Here is a 14,202-nt window from a genome sequence, read left to right as displayed (position 1 = left end):
GGGTTCAAAATCAATCAATCGGTTCCGTCGCGAAAAAGGGTGCGTTCGGCAAAGAGCGGTAACTCCACAGGGGAGGCGTTCGGGTCGTTGTGGTACTGTTCGATCCGTTCAACCTCTTCCCGCGAGCCGAAGACGAAGCCGATCCGCTGGTGGAGTTCAGTCGGTTGGATCTCGAGCACGGGACCGTAGCCGGTCGAGGCGCGCCCGCCCGCCTGCTCGACGATCATGCCAATCGGGTTGCATTCGTAGAGGAGGCGCAGCCGCCCCGGTTTTTTCGGCTCTTTGTTGTCCCTGGGATAAAGGAAGACACCACCGCGGGAGAGGATGCGGTGGGTTTCGGCGACGAGCGAGGCGACCCAGCGCATGTTGAAGTCCTTGCCGCGCGGCCCCGTTTTCCCCTTCAGGCACTCGTCGACGTAGCGCTTCACCGGGGGCTCCCAGAAGCGGGCGTTGGAGGTGTTGATCGCAAACTCTTTGGTGCTCTCAGGGATCCGGATGTTGGGGTGGGTGAGCATGAATTCGCCGAAGTCGGGGTCGAGGGTAAAGCCGACAACCCCTCGGCCCACGGTGAGCACCAGCATCGTCGTCGGGCCGTAGATCGCGTAGCCAGCGGCGATCTGCCGGGTTCCAGGCTGGAGGAAATCTTCGACGGTGATCGCGGTTTTGCCTTCCGGGGCACGGAGCACCGAAAAGATCGAACCGACCGAGACGTTGACGTCGATGTTCGACGAGCCGTCGAGCGGGTCGAAGAGGAGGAGGTAACGGCCGCGGGGATAGGTTTCCGGGATGATGTACGGTTCGTCCATCTCTTCGGAAGCCATCGCGGCGAGGTAGCCCCCCCATTCGGTGAGGCGCATGAAACATTCGTTGCTGATGACGTCGAGCGGTTTTTGCTCTTCCCCTTGGACATTGACGGTGGTGGTGACCGCTTGGGAGGCTTTCGCGAGCGCGCCGTAGGCCACTTGGCGTGCGATCGCTTTGCAGGCGCGGGCAACGTCGAGGATCAACGCGTTGAAGTCGCCGCTCGCTTGCGGGTGGCGGCGCCGCTCTTCGATCAGAAATTGCGTGAGCGTAGGCGTGTGGGCCCAGTACATGGAACAACTCCTCTCCGCACTTGTCATTGTTGCAAAGATAAATTAAACTTGTCATAAAGTGAAGTTGAATTTTTTTAGCTTTAAATTCAGGGGAACTAAATGAAACATGTGACGATGCGCCAGCTCCGCATCTTCGCAGCGGTTGCCAAGGAGGGGTCAATCAGCAAGGCGGCGGAACGGCTCTTTCTGACCCCGCCCGCTGTCTCGATGCAGATCAAGGAGTTGGAGACCCAGATCGGGATGACGCTCTTTGAACGGACTTCCCGGCGGTTTGAATTGACGACCGTCGGGGAGTATTTTCTGCTCTACGCGAAGAAGATCCTCGATCTGGTGGCGGAGGCCGAGGAGCTCGCGAAGCGGTTGCAAGAGGGGGCAGTGGGAGAGCTCAAGATCGGGATGGTCAGTACCGCGCAATACTTCGTCCCCCAAATGCTCGGTGACTTTCGCCGCGAACACCCTGGGATTACTCTGTCGCTGCGGGTGGGTAACCGAACCCAGGTGGTTGGGATGCTCGAGTCGCGGGAGGTCGATATCGCGGTGATGGGGCGGCCGCCAGAGGGGTTTGCCGTGCGGGCGGAGGCGTTCGCCGGCCATCCGAGCGGCTTTGTCGCCGCGCCGGACCACCCGTTGGCTCAGGAGAATCGGCTCCTCGACCCGAAGTTGTTGCGCCACGAACCGTTGATCGTCCGCGAAGAGGGGTCAGGGACGCGGGCGGCGATGGACCTCTTCTTTGCCGAGCGGCGCGTGACGCCAACGATCGCGATGAGTATGGAGAGTAACGAAGCGATCAAGCAGGCGGTGGTGTCAAAGTTGGGGATCGCCTTTTTGTCGCTTCACACGGTGGGGGAGGAGCTCGCCCGCGAGGCGTTGAGGGTGTTGCCGGTGCGGGGAACGCCGGTGATGCGCGCCTGGTACGTGGTGCATCGCGTGAGCCAATTTGTTGCGCCGAGCGTTGAAGCGTTTCGTTATTACCTCCTGGAGCGGGGGCAGAGCTTTTTGCAAAGCCGCTTTCCCCCGGTTGCTCCCTTTGAGCGGTAGATGGCGTGCGTAGGCGATGCTCTAGCGCCCCAGGCCGTAAAACTCGTCGTTGGGGCGCATCGCGCTCATGTTCGCGAGGCGATTGCTCATCGCGAAGAAGGCAGCGATCGCGCCGATCTCCCAGATATCGTCGAGGGTAAAGCCGTGGGCAAAGAGCGGTTCCCAATCGGCCTCAGAGATGCGGGCGGAGTCGAGCGCGACCTTTAGCGCATAGTCGAGCATCGCCCGTTGCCGTGGGGTGATCTCGGCGCGGCGGTAGTTGGTGGCGATCTGTTCCGAGAGGCGGGGATTTTTGCTGCGGATGCGGAGAATCGCGCCGTGGGCGACGACACAGTAGAGACAGTCGTTCGCCGCCGAGGTTGCGACGACGATCATCTCCTTTTCCGCTTTGCTGAGGTTTGAGGGGCGCTCCATTAACGCGTCGTGGTAGGCGAAGAAGGCGCGAAACTCCTCCGGACGCGCGGCAAGCGCCAAAAAGACGTTGGGGATAAACCCCGACTTTTGCGCCACCTGTTCGATCCGTTCGCGGATGTCGGGGGGAAGCGCGTCGAGTCTTTCGGGTACTGGAAAACGGCTGATCGGCGGCGTATCGGACATGGTGTTCTCCTCTTGTTCGGGTTGGGTAGGAGAACTTTATCACGCCGCCAACTTCTGCGCCACCTCCGTGGAGCGGTTGGGTTACAGCGTGACGATCTTGAGCGTGTTGCTGCCACCCGGTTGCCCCATCGGTTCGCCAAAGGTGATCGCGACCGCGTCGCCCGGTTGCGCCCACCCTTCGCCGAGGAGGAGCGCACGGATCCGCTCGATCAGGTTTCCGGGGTCGCCCTCTTCAATGAGCGGGAAGAAGACCGGAACGACCTGGCGAAAGAGGGTGAGGTGACCGAAGGTGGCGCGGTCGGGGGTGAGGGCGTAGATCGGCAGGTTGCTCGCGATGCGGCTCATCCAGAGCGCGGTCGCCCCCGATTGGGTCAGCGCGACGATCGCCTTGACGCCGAGATGAAAGCCCGACCAGACGGCGGAGACGGCGATCGCCTCGTCGACGCGGTGAAAACGCCGCCCGAGGAGCTCGTTGTCGATCGCTGCGTCGCTCGAGGCGTCGGCCTCAGCGCAGACGCGCGCCATCGCTTCGACTGCCTCGACCGGGTACTGGCCCGCTGCGGTTTCGGCCGAGAGCATCACCGCGTCGGTGCCGTCGAGCACCGCGTTCGCGACGTCGGAGACTTCGGCGCGGGTCGGGACGGGGCTATGCACCATCGATTCCATCATCTGGGTGGCGGTGATCGACAGGCGGTTCATTTCCCGTGCGCGGCGCAGGATGCGCTTTTGTAGCGCCGGGACTGCGGCGTCGCCTACTTCGACCGCGAGGTCGCCGCGCGCGACCATCACGCCGTCGCTCGCTTCGAGGATCGCGTCGAGGTGGGCGACCGCCTCGACCCGTTCGATCTTGGCGATCAGCTTCGCGCGGCTGCCGGCGCTCCGTGCCAAGTGGCGCGCTTCGTGCATCTCTTCGGCGTGCTTGACGAAAGAGACCGCGAGGTAATCGACGCCGATTTCGGCAGCGAGCGCGATATCGGCACGGTCTTTCGCAGTGAGCGCTGGCGCCGAAAGCCCGCCACCCAGTTTGTTGATCCCTTTGTGGTTCGAGAGGGTGCCGCCAACAAGCACCTGCGTGATGAGCGCGTCTGCGCACTTTTCGACGATCTGCAAGCGAATTTTGCCGTCGTCGAGGAGCAAGATGTCGCCGACCTCGACGTCGTCGATCAGTTCCGGGTAGTCGAGCCCAACCCGGGTGGCGTCACCCGGGGCGAGGTCGCAGTCGAGCCGAAAGCGTTGCCCTTTGCTCAGAGTAACACCGTTGGTGGTGAACCGGCCGATGCGAATTTTCGGTCCTTGGAGGTCGCCCAGGATGCCAACGGGGCGTTGGGTCTGCTGTGCGAGCGCGCGCACGAGCGACGCCCGGGCGCGGTGCTCGTCCGCGGTTCCGTGCGAAAAGTTGAGGCGAACGACGTCGACGCCGGCAAGGAGCAGCCGTTCGAGCGTGGCGGGATCGCTCGAAGCGGGGCCTAGCGTCGCGACGATTTTGGTGTGGCGCATCTTCCGTTTCCGTAAGTGAGATGAAAGTCGATGGTGATCCGTTCCGGTGCAAATAGGCGAAAACGATTGTCGGCGAAATGTTGGTGTTCGGGGTGGGTGCGGAAATGAGCGAGCGCCTCTGGGGTGGCAAACGTCATCGTCCAGAGGTAAGGATAGGAGGCATTGGGGGTTTCGGCAACCCCGGCGGCGATGCGCCAGACTCCAGGGAGCGCCCCGAGCGTTGCAACCCCGTCTGTTTGCATCGCCGTAACGTCCGGGGCGTCTTCTGCCCAGCGGAAAAAGATCACGTGCTCGACCGGTTCGATGCGCGGTGCCGCAGCGCCTGCCGCTTCGGCACGCCCCGCCGCACCCCAGACGCGGCAGGTGCGTTCCACTTCAGCGGCGATCGCCTCCCGCGCAGCAAGGCGCTGTTCGTCCCAGCGCCGAGAGTCGGTAGCCGCTGCTGCTGCCGTTTCGACCAGTGCGGTATAGTAATTGATCTTGTTCGCGCCCGCGGCAACGAGCGCGCGAAACTGTTCGTCCGAAAGGCCAGTGCCACCATGGATCACGAGTGGCGTTGCGGGCAAGCGGGCGCGGATTGCAGCAAGCCGTTCCAAGTCGAGTTGCGGTTCGCCGCGAAAGCGGCCATGCACGGTGCCGATCGAGACCGCGAGCCAGTCGCAACCGGTCTCGGTGACGAACGCTTCGGCCTCTTCCGGTTCCGTATAGCGGACAGCTCCCGGGTGGAGTTCGGCGTCTTTTCCTTCCTCTCCAGGAACATAACCGACTTCGGCCTCCAGGGGGAGTCCGACGGCGTGGGCAAGCTCAGAGGCGCGGCGCGTCAGCGCAACGTTTTCTGCCCATTCGAGGTGCGAACCGTCGATCATCAAACTGGTGTATCCGAGTTGCGTCGCGCGAACCAGACGGTCGAGCGTCGTGCCGTGGTCGTAGTGGATCGCAACGGGAACGGATGCGGTGGCAGCTGCTTCGACGGTGGCCGCAAGCAGGGTGGCTTCGTCGAATTGGTCGGTGTGAACCTCGGCGATGCTGATCAGCACGGGGGCCTCAGCACGCTGGGCACCCTGTAGGACGCCTTCGAGCATCGTGGTGTCGAGGATGTCGTAGGCACCGATCGCGTAGCAGTTCGCGACGGCGTGTTGCAAGAGGGCTTTGGCTGCGACGAGCACGGTGTGGGCTCCTCTTCGGTATGGTTCCCCCTCAGGCGGCTGTGGTAGATGGCACGGCGCTCGCAGCCCAGCGCGTCAGCAAGGCCCAGGTGACGACCCCTTCGCCGCGCCCCTGGGGGGTGCGGAGCCAACGTGCCGGAAGGTCATGTTCCCCGAGGTGGTCGACCACCGCAAAGGCGCTGGGATACTCTGGCGCTTTGCCGTATTCGCTTTCGGTGACGAGTACCGGGATTCCCGCGGCGGCAGCGGCTTGCGCACCGTGCGCGGTGTCTTCGATCGCGATCGCCTCACTGGGCGCAATGTCCAAGCGCGCAAGGGCGACGCGGTAAGCCTGCGGATCGGGCTTTTTCTGCGGTGCTTCGCGCGCGGTGATCCAAGTGGCGAAAGGGGGCGCGTCGTCAGGCCACAACGCCGCGAGCAGTGCGGCGATGTTTTCCGGGCTGGTGGTGGTGACGATCGCGATGCGGGCACCGCTTGCGGCGGCTTCCTGCGCCAGGCGAACGACGCCGGGGCGCAACGGCAGCGCGCCCTGCGCGAGCATCTGCGCGTAGCGCGCGTTCTTGTCGCGGTGAATCGTCGCAATGGTATCGGGGGCGAGGACGATTCCAGCGGCTTCGTGCGGATAGGCGCTTTGAAAGTGGGCGATCCGTTCGCGGCCGCCCGCAACGCGCAGCAGTTCGGCGTAGCGCTGTGGCGTCCACCGCCAGGGAAGCTTTGCTGCGGCAAACGCTTCGTTGAAGGCGCGGCGGTGGAGCGCTTCGGTTTCAGCGAGGGTACCGTCGACGTCGAAGAGTAGGGCTTTGACCATAAGAAGTCCTTGTCAGCGAGTCAGCGCCGCAAAGAGCCGCGGCAGCCGTTCGGGAAGTTTGTCCACCCGGTCGATCACGGTGTAGTGTTTGCCGAAGATCTGCGCGACGTAACGGTCGGCTCCGGGGTCGAGGGTGAGGCAGTAGGTATAGACGCCGTTTCCCCAGAGTTCATCGACGGCACGGCGCGCGTCTCGCCGCAGGTGGTTGGGGTCGCGCTCGTCGATATCGGCCGGTTCGCCGTCGGTGACGAGCAAAAGGAGCTTGCGCTTTTGCGGTTGCTGCTTGAGCAACGTCCCGGCGTGGCGCAACGCCGCGCCCATGCGCGTGGAAAACGCGCCGTTGATGCCCGCAAGCCGCTTTTTCGCGTTCTCGCCCCACCGTTCGCAGAACCGTTTGATCGGGTAGAGGCGTACGTCTTCGCGTCCATCGGAATGGAAACCGAGAATCGCAAGCGGATCGCCGATGCGTTCGATCGCTTCGGCCAGAAGCAGCGTCGCGGCGCGGGTGGCGTCGAGCACCGAATGGTGCGCGCCGTGCGGCGTGTCGTTCGTCGACGCCGAGAGGTCGAGGAGCAGGCAGACCGCGATGTCGCGTTTAAGCAGCTTATGGCGCAACGTGATCCGTGGGTCGAAGGGTAGCCCCGCGCGGGCGTGGACCATTGCGTCGATCGCCGGGGTGAGGTCGAGTTCGTCGCCATCTTCGAGTTTGCGCTCGCGCTGTACCCCTTGCGGGCGCAGCCGTTCGACGATTTTCCGTAGCCGCTTTACCACCGGCAAGTGTTCACGGTAGAGGGCGTCGAGCGGTTCGAGTTCGCCCAACGGCGCAGGGTATTCGAAGCAACTGACCCAGTCCGGTCGATAGCATTGGGCGCGCTCGTCCCATTCGTCGTAGAAGAAGGGGCCAGCGATGCGGGGGCTGCCGTATTTTTCCTGAAAGGTGATGCCGTCGTCGTCGTAGATTGGGGTGGCGGGAACCCAGATTTCGTCCGGGGTGTCGCTCTGAGTTTCGGTGTCGACCTCGTTGATGAATTCCATCAGCGGAACGATGCGCCGCAGCGGCTGGCGCCGCATCGCGTGGAGTTTCCGGGTCAGCGACTCAGCGTCGAAGTGCCAGATGATCCGGTTGTCGTCGCGGTAACCCAGCGGGAGCGCTTCGACGTCGCGCGCCATCGGGGTGCCGGCGTCGGTGGCTTCGAGCGCGGCGCGCAGGGGTTCGAGCAGCATCCGCACGTGCTTTCGGCTCGCTTCTGCAGGGCAGGCGAACGCATCGACGATGCGCTCGGCGCACGCGGCAAGCGGTTCCGGTAGCGGCGCGTCGACGGGGTCGGTGCGCCAGCCCCAATGGCGGTAACAGCGGTCTATGAGCGTAAGCAGCCACTGCGCCGCAGGATGGCGGTTTGGGGGTGGGGCACTGTGGCGGGCGAGTTCGGCCCACGCGTGGCCAAGGCCAGGGAAGGCCTGGGCGGCGGCATATTCGACGCGCAGGTCTTCGAGAAAACCGTAGAGTGCGCGTTCGAGCGAACCCAAGCCGCGCGGATCATGCGCGCCGCCGCCATAGACGAGGTGCGCCGCCATGTGGGCGGCGATCGCGCGATAGACGGCGGCCCCATCCAGCGCGCCGACGCGATCGACGGCGTCTGGAAGGTGGAGGACGAAGTCGTCGACGAACGGACGGAACTCGTTGCGGTCGGCCTGGGCGGGTTTGAGCCAGAAGTCGCGTCCCCAAAGCGCACGCAGGTAGGCGTTGAGTTTGCGGTGGCTGTCGACGAAGAGGGTGCCCCGCCGCTCCTCCTGCAGCTTCGCTTTCGCTTCGGCGCTTTCGAGCGAAAAGTAGGCGGTGAGCGCTGCGGTGTCTTGACGGTGGAGTTCGGCGCCGAAGAGCGCCCAGCGGCGCAAACCCCCAAGCGTCAAGGTATCCAGAAGCGGTTCGAGATGGGCAAAGAGCGGGCGCAACGCGCGTGGGGCGAGGCTCGCCAATTGGTGGACGAAGGTGAGGTAGTTCGTGAAGAGGTCGGCGTCGCCAAGCCGCCGTGCAACCAAGGGAAGGGTGGCCAGGAACCGTTCGATCACTTCGCCCGAGGTCATCGAAGCTAATTTCGCCGCTTCACGCCGAGCTGCTTCCGCCGCGTCTTCGCCAACTTCCCGCGCGACCGCAGGTGCGGCTTCCAGGTAGGCGAGCGCAAGTTTTTCGCCCCGTCCCAGGTTGAGGAGCGCTTCCACCCCGCGGCGGTAGTATTCGCAACCCGCGGGGGAAAAGTGCTTGGGCGCTTCCAGCGCGAAGCGCACGACCAGTTCGCGGTGGGGTTCGGCAAAGCGCGCGACGAGCGCTTCCCATTCGGTGGGCGGTTGCATCGCTTCGCTCCTTGGGTTTCCGTTCAGGCAAAGAGCGTTTGCGCGGCGGCGCGCAGCGCGTCACGCAGGTCGGGGTCGTCGGTGATCGGGCAGATGAGCGCCATTTCGCACGCGATGAGCGGCGCGATCCCTTTGGTGATCAGCGACCCGGCATAGACGAGGAGGCGGGTCGAGATCCCTTCGTCAAGCCCGTGCCCTTTGAGGTGGCGGGAGCGGATCGCGACTTCGACGAGCCGTTTAGCGGTTGCGGCGTCGACGCCCGATTCGTGGGCGACGATTTCGCTTTCGACATCCGGCGCCGGGTAGTCGAAGTCCATCGCGGCAAACCGCTGCTTGGTCGAGGTTTTGAGGTCTTTCATCGCCGACTGGTAGCCGGGGTTGTAGGAGATGACGATCTGAAAGTCGGGGTGCGCTTCGACGAGCTCCCCTTTTTTGTCGAGCGGGAGGATCCGGCGGTGGTCGGTGAGCGGGTGGATCACGACGGTGGTATCCTGGCGCGCTTCGACGATCTCGTCGAGGTAGCAGATCGCGCCGATCCGCGCCGCGGTGGTGAGTGGTCCGTCTTGCCAGCGGGTGCCCTCTTTGTCGAGGAGAAAACGGCCGACTAGGTCGGCAGCGGTCATGTCTTCGTTGCACGCGACCGTGATGAGGGGTTTGCCGAGCTTCCACGCCATGTATTCGACGAAGCGTGATTTGCCACAGCCAGTGGGGCCTTTCAGCATCATCGGGATGCGGTTCGCGTACGCGGCTTCGAATCGTTCGATTTCGTCACCGACCGCATGGTAATAGGGTTCAGAATGGACGAGGTACTGGTTGCGAAGGTCCATAGCAGGCCTCCTCTCAGCAATGCAGCAAGTAACGCCCCGGGGCACGCGAGCGACCCGGGGCAGCTTTCGATTACTGCGCCGGACGGTAGACGAGCATCGCGGTGCCCTGCGTCTGGCGAATGTTGTCGTAGCCGATCAATTTGATCAGATGGTTCGGGTTGGAGCGTTTGCACGCTTCGATTTCGGCGATGATCTTGTCGACGTCGGTTTCACCGAACATCGGCAATTTCCACATGTACCAGTAGTGGAGTATCGCGTTTTCCGGCTCGCAATGTTCGATTGCCGGGTTCCACCCTTTGCGGACGATGTACTCGACCTGTTTGCGGATCTCTTCCGCACTCATCGGCGGCAGGTACGAGAAGGTCTCGAACCGCTTGCTCTTCGGGTCGTTCAGGCGGCTGGGGTAGTCCTGAACGTCGCGGATCGCTTCTTGCGTTTCACTCATGGCGCGCTCCTTTTAGCGGTGTTGGACGTCGAGTTTGTCCACGGTGTCGAAGTCGAACTTGATCTCTTTCCAAGTCTCCATCGCCACCTTGAGTTCGGGGCACGATTTTGCCGCTTCGGTGAGGATTTCGCGCCCCATCTTCTCGATCGGCAAGCCTTCGTTGCGCGCTTTGACGCACGCTTCAAGCGCGACGCGGTTCGCGCACGCACCGGCGGCGTTCCCCCACGGGTGGCCAATCGTGCCGCCACCGAATTGCAGCACCGAGTCGTCACCGAAGATCGAAACGAGCGCGGGCATGTGCCAGACGTGGATCCCGCCGGAAGCGACCGGGAACATCCCCGGCATCTGCCCCCAGTCTTGGTCGAAGAAGATGCCGCGGCTTCGGTCGGCCTTGACGTAGCGGTCGCGCATCAGGTCGATCCAGCCGAGGGTCGCGGCGCGGTCACCTTCGAGCTTGCCGACTACGGTACCGGAGTGGAGGTGATCGCCGCCGATGAGCCGCATGATTTTTGCGAGCACGCGGAAGTTGATCCCGTGTTTCGGGTTGCGGTCGATCACCGCGTGCATCGCACGGTGGACGTGGAGCAACATCCCGTTGTCGCGGCACCATTTCGACAAGCTTTGCGTCGCGGCCCAGCCGACGGTGAGGTAGTCGATCATGATGATCGGGGTGCCGATCTCTTTCGCGAATTCGGCGCGCTTGTAGATCTCTTCCATCGTCGGGCCGGTCACGTTCATGTAGTGGCCCTTGCGCTCGCCGGTTTCCGCTTGCGCCTTCTCGATCGCTTCCTGGCAGAAGAGGAAGCGGTCGCGCCAACGCATGAAGGGTTGCGAGTTGACGTTTTCGTCGTCTTTGGTGAAGTCGAGTCCACCGCGCAGACACTCATAGACCGCACGGCCGTAGTTCTTCGCCGAAAGGCCGAGTTTCGGTTTGATGGTGCAGCCCAAAAGCGGACGGCCGTATTTGTTGAGTTTGTCACGCTCCACATAGATGCCATGGGGTGGCCCAGGGCAGGTGGTGACGAACCAGAGGGGGATCCGAACGTCTTCAAGGCGCAGGCTGCGCACCGCTTTGAAGCCGAAGACGTTGCCGACGAGCGACGTGAAGACGTTCACCACCGATCCCTCTTCGAAGAGTCCCATCGGATAGGCGATGAAGGCGTAGAACGCTTCGTCGTCCCCGGGGACATCTTCGATCGCGTAGGCGCGACCCTTGTAGTAGTAGAGGTCGGTCAAGAGGTCGGTCCAGACCGTGGTCCAGGTTGCGGTGGATGACTCGGCGGCCACTGCGGCGGCGGCCTCTTCGCGCGGCACACCGGGTTGCGGGACGATTTTGAACACGGCGAGAAAGTCGGAATCCTTGGGAACGTAGGTCGGTTCCCAGTAGGTTTCGCGGTACTCTTTCACGCCCGCTTCGTAACGTTTGGGTTGACTCATAGAGACCTCCTTGCGGGTGGAACGAAAGCGCCGGATGGCGCTGGATGTAACTATAAAGGAGCAAGATCTTTTTGTAAATTTTATTGTTATGCTGGAAACGTTAAGATAAATTTAAAACGATGAGGCCTTAGCGGCTACTGTCGCCAGGAAAGTGGTGGATTGAGCGGTATAATCGGTTGCAGTGGCGGTGAGGAGCAGACGATGAGCGAACGGTGGCGGCCAGGGTTGACGGTCGCGGCAGTGATTGAGCGTGAGGGGCACTTTCTGTTGGTGGAGGAGGAGACGCCGGACGGGGTGCGGTTCAATCAGCCCGCTGGCCACGTCGAACCGGGGGAGACGCTTACGGAGGCGGTCGTGCGCGAGGCGCTCGAGGAGACCCGTTACCATTTCACCCCGCAAGCGGTGGTCGGTGCCTACCTCTGGCAAAAGCCAGGGACGAGCACCGCTTATCTGCGCTTCGCGTTTTGCGGGGCGCTGGGGGCGGAAGAAGCGGATCGGCCGCTCGACGAAGGGATTTTGCGCCCCGTGTGGCTCACGCGGGACGAGGTTGCTGAGCTCGCGCGCGCGGGGCGGACGCGCAGCCCTCTGGTGCTCGCGGTGATCGACGATTGGTTGAGCGGGAGGCGCTACAGCCTCGACGTCGTCCGTCTGTGGCGCGACGGTCTCGGGCTTGTGGTGTGACGTTGGGGTTTTGGCACAAGGTGATTGATGTGAGAGAGAAGGCAGCGCAACTCATCGCCGATTTGGGGCTCACCGCTGCATGGGAGAGTGTCCCGGAAGGGGAGGGGCGTTCAGTCGTCGTCGGTCTCTCGGGCGGGGTCGACTCGGCGGTCACCGCGTGGCTGTTGCTGTCGCGCGGCTGGCGGGTGACGGGTGTCTTCATGAAAAACTGGGAAGAAGACGACGCGGAGGGCCACTGCACGAGCCGCGCCGACTGGGTCGATGTCGTGAGTGTCGCCGACCTTCTCGGGATCGAGGTCGAGCACGTCAATTTTGCCGCCGAATATCGCGAGCGGGTCTTTCGCGAATTCCTGGACGAGTACGCTGCGGGGCGGACCCCCAACCCCGATATTCTCTGTAATTCCGAGATCAAGTTTGCCGCGTTTCTCGACTATGCGATCGCGCTCGGGGCGGAGCGCATCGCGACTGGCCACTATGCGCAGGTGCGCCCCTGGCAGACGGAGGATGGGGAGGTCGCCTACCAGCTGTTGAAAGGGGTCGACGGCACAAAAGATCAGAGCTATTTTCTCTACCGCCTGACCCAGGCGCAGTTGAGCCGCGCGATCTTCCCGTTGGGGGCGTGGATGAAGCGAGACGTCCGGCGGCTTGCGCGGGCGCTGCAGCTGCCGGTTGCGGAGAAAAAGGATTCGACCGGGATCTGTTTTATCGGCGAGCGGTCGATGCGCGACTTCCTCAGCCGCTATCTCGCTGCGCAGCCCGGTGAGATCCGGGATCTCGAGAGCGGTCGGGTGTTGGGGACCCATCCGGGATTGATCTACTTCACTTTGGGGCAGCGGCAAGGGTTGGGGATTGGTGGCGTCAAAGGGGAGGATCAGGGGGGGCGTCACGAGCCCTGGTTCGTCGCGAAAAAGGACCTCGCGCAGAATATCCTCTACGTGGTGCGGGGACACGACCACCCGGCACTTTTCGCCAACCGGCTGCAAGCGGTCCGCTGCCACTGGATTAGCGGGAAGTTACCGCACACCCATTGGGTCTATGGGGCGAAACCCCGCTACCGCGCGCCGGATGCGCCGTGCGAGATCGAAACGGTGAGCGCGAGCGGGGAGATGACGCTCGCCTTTGCAACACCCCAGTGGGCGGTGACCCCAGGGCAGAGCGTCGTTGTCTATGAGTCGCGGGTCTGCCTGGGTGGCGGAGTGATCGACCGCGCCTGGTCGGTTGAAGCGTGAGGGTTTCCTGCCGGACTCTGGGGACCCGAGAGCGGCGGGGCGTAGTCACCCGTCATCAGGCGGTGGGCAGTGATCTGAAGCTGGCCCGATGCGAAGTGGTGGCACCGCTCCAAAAAGTTTGCCGTGCTCTTCGGCATCGGGGTGCGGGCGCGGGTGATGTGGGAGATGAGCGCCTGGCCGTCGGTAATGAGGCGCTCACCGTCCGCGATCAGCAGCAGTTCGTCGCGCGTGGGGGGGTGGGAGAGCCGGGGCTTGAAGTGGGTGACGTTTTCGCTCGCGGTGACAAACTCGGCCCAGACGTCGAAAATTTCTGGGTCGGTGCGCAACGTTTCGACTTTGATCTTGGCCGCACGCGCAAGTCGTTCGAGGTGCGGGGTGATGCCGGTGAAGAAGGGGTGGGCGCCAATGGTCTGGATCATCGTCGTGACGATGCGGTCGATGTCGCGCATCGTCCAGGCAATCTTGAGGTAGCGCGTCTCGTAGAAGTCGGCAATCGGAATCGAGAAGGCGCGAAACGGCTCTCCCCAGAGCTCATCGATCCCCTCTTCGCCGCTACGGTGTAAAACGAGGCGGCCGAGGGCGAGTGCCTCCCGCAGGCAGTTGCCGCATTCGCGCATCAGTTCGTTCGACGGGCTGATCTCCACCCCCTGCTCCTGAAGTTCGACGAGGTGGGTAAAGATATCGGTGGCGCGATTGAACAGCGCCCCGGCGAGCATCGCTCCTTTGACCCGCTTTTTTTGCGGATCGCTCTCTTGCTCGTAGGCAGCGCGGGCCTCGGCAAGGCGCTTTCCCGGGACGTTGAGGCCATGCTCGACGTGGTTGAAGAGGCGCCGGGTGAGGTCGCGGATGAGCGTTTTGCGCGCCCACAGCTCGTCCTGGGGAATCGGGTAGGTCTTGACCCAATAGCCGTCGTAGAAGACCCGTTCAACACCGTCGATCGTGCGGCGTGTGCCGTTTTCTACCGTGGTCATGGTCGAAAGCCCGGAAAGTGGGGGAACGTAGTCTACTCCGATCCGTTTCCTGCAGCAATG

Annotated in this window: 13 protein-coding genes; 3 read left to right on the top strand and 10 right to left on the bottom strand. The window is 63.2% G+C overall.

All coding sequences use genetic code 11. The annotated features are described in order from the left end of the window. Positions 1–14: 14 nt before the first annotated feature. Positions 15–1,094 (bottom strand): class 1 fructose-bisphosphatase, encoded by a 1,080-nt coding sequence (locus ACYQ6T_RS00465; protein WP_459826355.1) that lies wholly within the window; start codon positions 1,092–1,094, stop codon positions 15–17. Positions 1,095–1,193: 99 nt separating this feature from the next. Here ACYQ6T_RS00465 and ACYQ6T_RS00460 point away from each other — a divergent pair, with 99 nt between their 5' ends. After that, positions 1,194–2,132 (top strand): LysR family transcriptional regulator, encoded by a 939-nt coding sequence (locus ACYQ6T_RS00460; RefSeq protein WP_459826353.1) that lies wholly within the window; start codon positions 1,194–1,196, stop codon positions 2,130–2,132. A gap of 21 nt (positions 2,133–2,153) precedes the next feature. Here the strand turns inward: ACYQ6T_RS00460 and ACYQ6T_RS00455 are convergent, their stop codons facing one another. The 8 genes from ACYQ6T_RS00455 to ACYQ6T_RS00420 all read right to left on the bottom strand — a co-directional run bounded on the left by ACYQ6T_RS00455 (position 2,154) and on the right by ACYQ6T_RS00420 (position 11,261). Further along, on the bottom strand, positions 2,154–2,729 hold the full coding sequence (locus ACYQ6T_RS00455) for a peroxidase-related enzyme (protein WP_459826351.1): 576 nt from the start codon (positions 2,727–2,729) through the stop codon (positions 2,154–2,156). Between the two features lie 81 nt (positions 2,730–2,810). Then, a complete protein-coding gene (pyk, locus tag ACYQ6T_RS00450) occupies positions 2,811–4,226 on the bottom strand; it encodes a pyruvate kinase (RefSeq protein WP_459826350.1) in 1,416 nt (471 codons plus the stop codon). After that, complete coding sequence (locus tag ACYQ6T_RS00445) at positions 4,196–5,392, bottom strand: class II fructose-bisphosphate aldolase (RefSeq protein ID WP_219972492.1); 1,197 nt, start codon at positions 5,390–5,392, stop codon at positions 4,196–4,198. Before ACYQ6T_RS00445 ends, pyk begins: the two co-directional genes overlap by 31 nt. A 31-nt stretch (positions 5,393–5,423) precedes the next feature. After that, complete coding sequence (locus tag ACYQ6T_RS00440; RefSeq protein ID WP_219972491.1) at positions 5,424–6,200, bottom strand: HAD-IA family hydrolase; 777 nt, start codon at positions 6,198–6,200, stop codon at positions 5,424–5,426. 12 nt (positions 6,201–6,212) lie between these two features. Continuing rightward, the gene (locus ACYQ6T_RS00435; protein ID WP_459826347.1) at positions 6,213–8,552 is read right to left on the bottom strand and encodes a nitric oxide reductase activation protein NorD; all 2,340 of its coding nucleotides are present in this window, start codon (positions 8,550–8,552) and stop codon (positions 6,213–6,215) included. Positions 8,553–8,575: 23 nt separating this feature from the next. Beyond that, positions 8,576–9,379: a CbbQ/NirQ/NorQ/GpvN family protein gene (locus ACYQ6T_RS00430; protein ID WP_459826345.1), complete on the bottom strand. Its 804-nt coding sequence runs from the start codon at positions 9,377–9,379 to the stop codon at positions 8,576–8,578. A 70-nt stretch (positions 9,380–9,449) separates the two neighbouring features. Beyond that, positions 9,450–9,803, bottom strand: a complete 354-nt coding sequence (locus ACYQ6T_RS00425) for a ribulose bisphosphate carboxylase small subunit (protein ID WP_459826535.1) — start codon at positions 9,801–9,803, stop codon at positions 9,450–9,452. Between the two features lie 33 nt (positions 9,804–9,836). Beyond that, positions 9,837–11,261 (bottom strand): form I ribulose bisphosphate carboxylase large subunit, encoded by a 1,425-nt coding sequence (locus ACYQ6T_RS00420; protein WP_459826343.1) that lies wholly within the window; start codon positions 11,259–11,261, stop codon positions 9,837–9,839. Between the two features lie 201 nt (positions 11,262–11,462). Between ACYQ6T_RS00420 and ACYQ6T_RS00415 the strand changes: the two genes are divergently transcribed. Both ACYQ6T_RS00415 and mnmA read left to right on the top strand, forming a co-directional pair. After that, complete coding sequence (locus tag ACYQ6T_RS00415; RefSeq protein ID WP_459826341.1) at positions 11,463–11,942, top strand: NUDIX hydrolase; 480 nt, start codon at positions 11,463–11,465, stop codon at positions 11,940–11,942. A 62-nt stretch (positions 11,943–12,004) separates the two neighbouring features. Then, on the top strand, positions 12,005–13,171 hold the full coding sequence (gene mnmA / locus ACYQ6T_RS00410; protein ID WP_459826533.1) for a tRNA 2-thiouridine(34) synthase MnmA: 1,167 nt from the start codon (positions 12,005–12,007) through the stop codon (positions 13,169–13,171). On the opposite strand, the gene ACYQ6T_RS00405 is transcribed toward mnmA, so the two are convergent. Then, positions 13,108–14,142: a hypothetical protein gene (locus ACYQ6T_RS00405; RefSeq protein ID WP_459826339.1), complete on the bottom strand. Its 1,035-nt coding sequence runs from the start codon at positions 14,140–14,142 to the stop codon at positions 13,108–13,110. The two genes, mnmA and ACYQ6T_RS00405, sit on opposite strands and share 64 nt — an antisense overlap. Positions 14,143–14,202 lie beyond the last annotated feature (60 nt).

The sequence above is a fragment of the Hydrogenophilus islandicus genome (assembly GCF_054657095.1).
The sequence above is the reverse complement of the archived record's forward strand: the minus strand, read 5'-3'. Positions and strand labels throughout refer to the sequence as shown.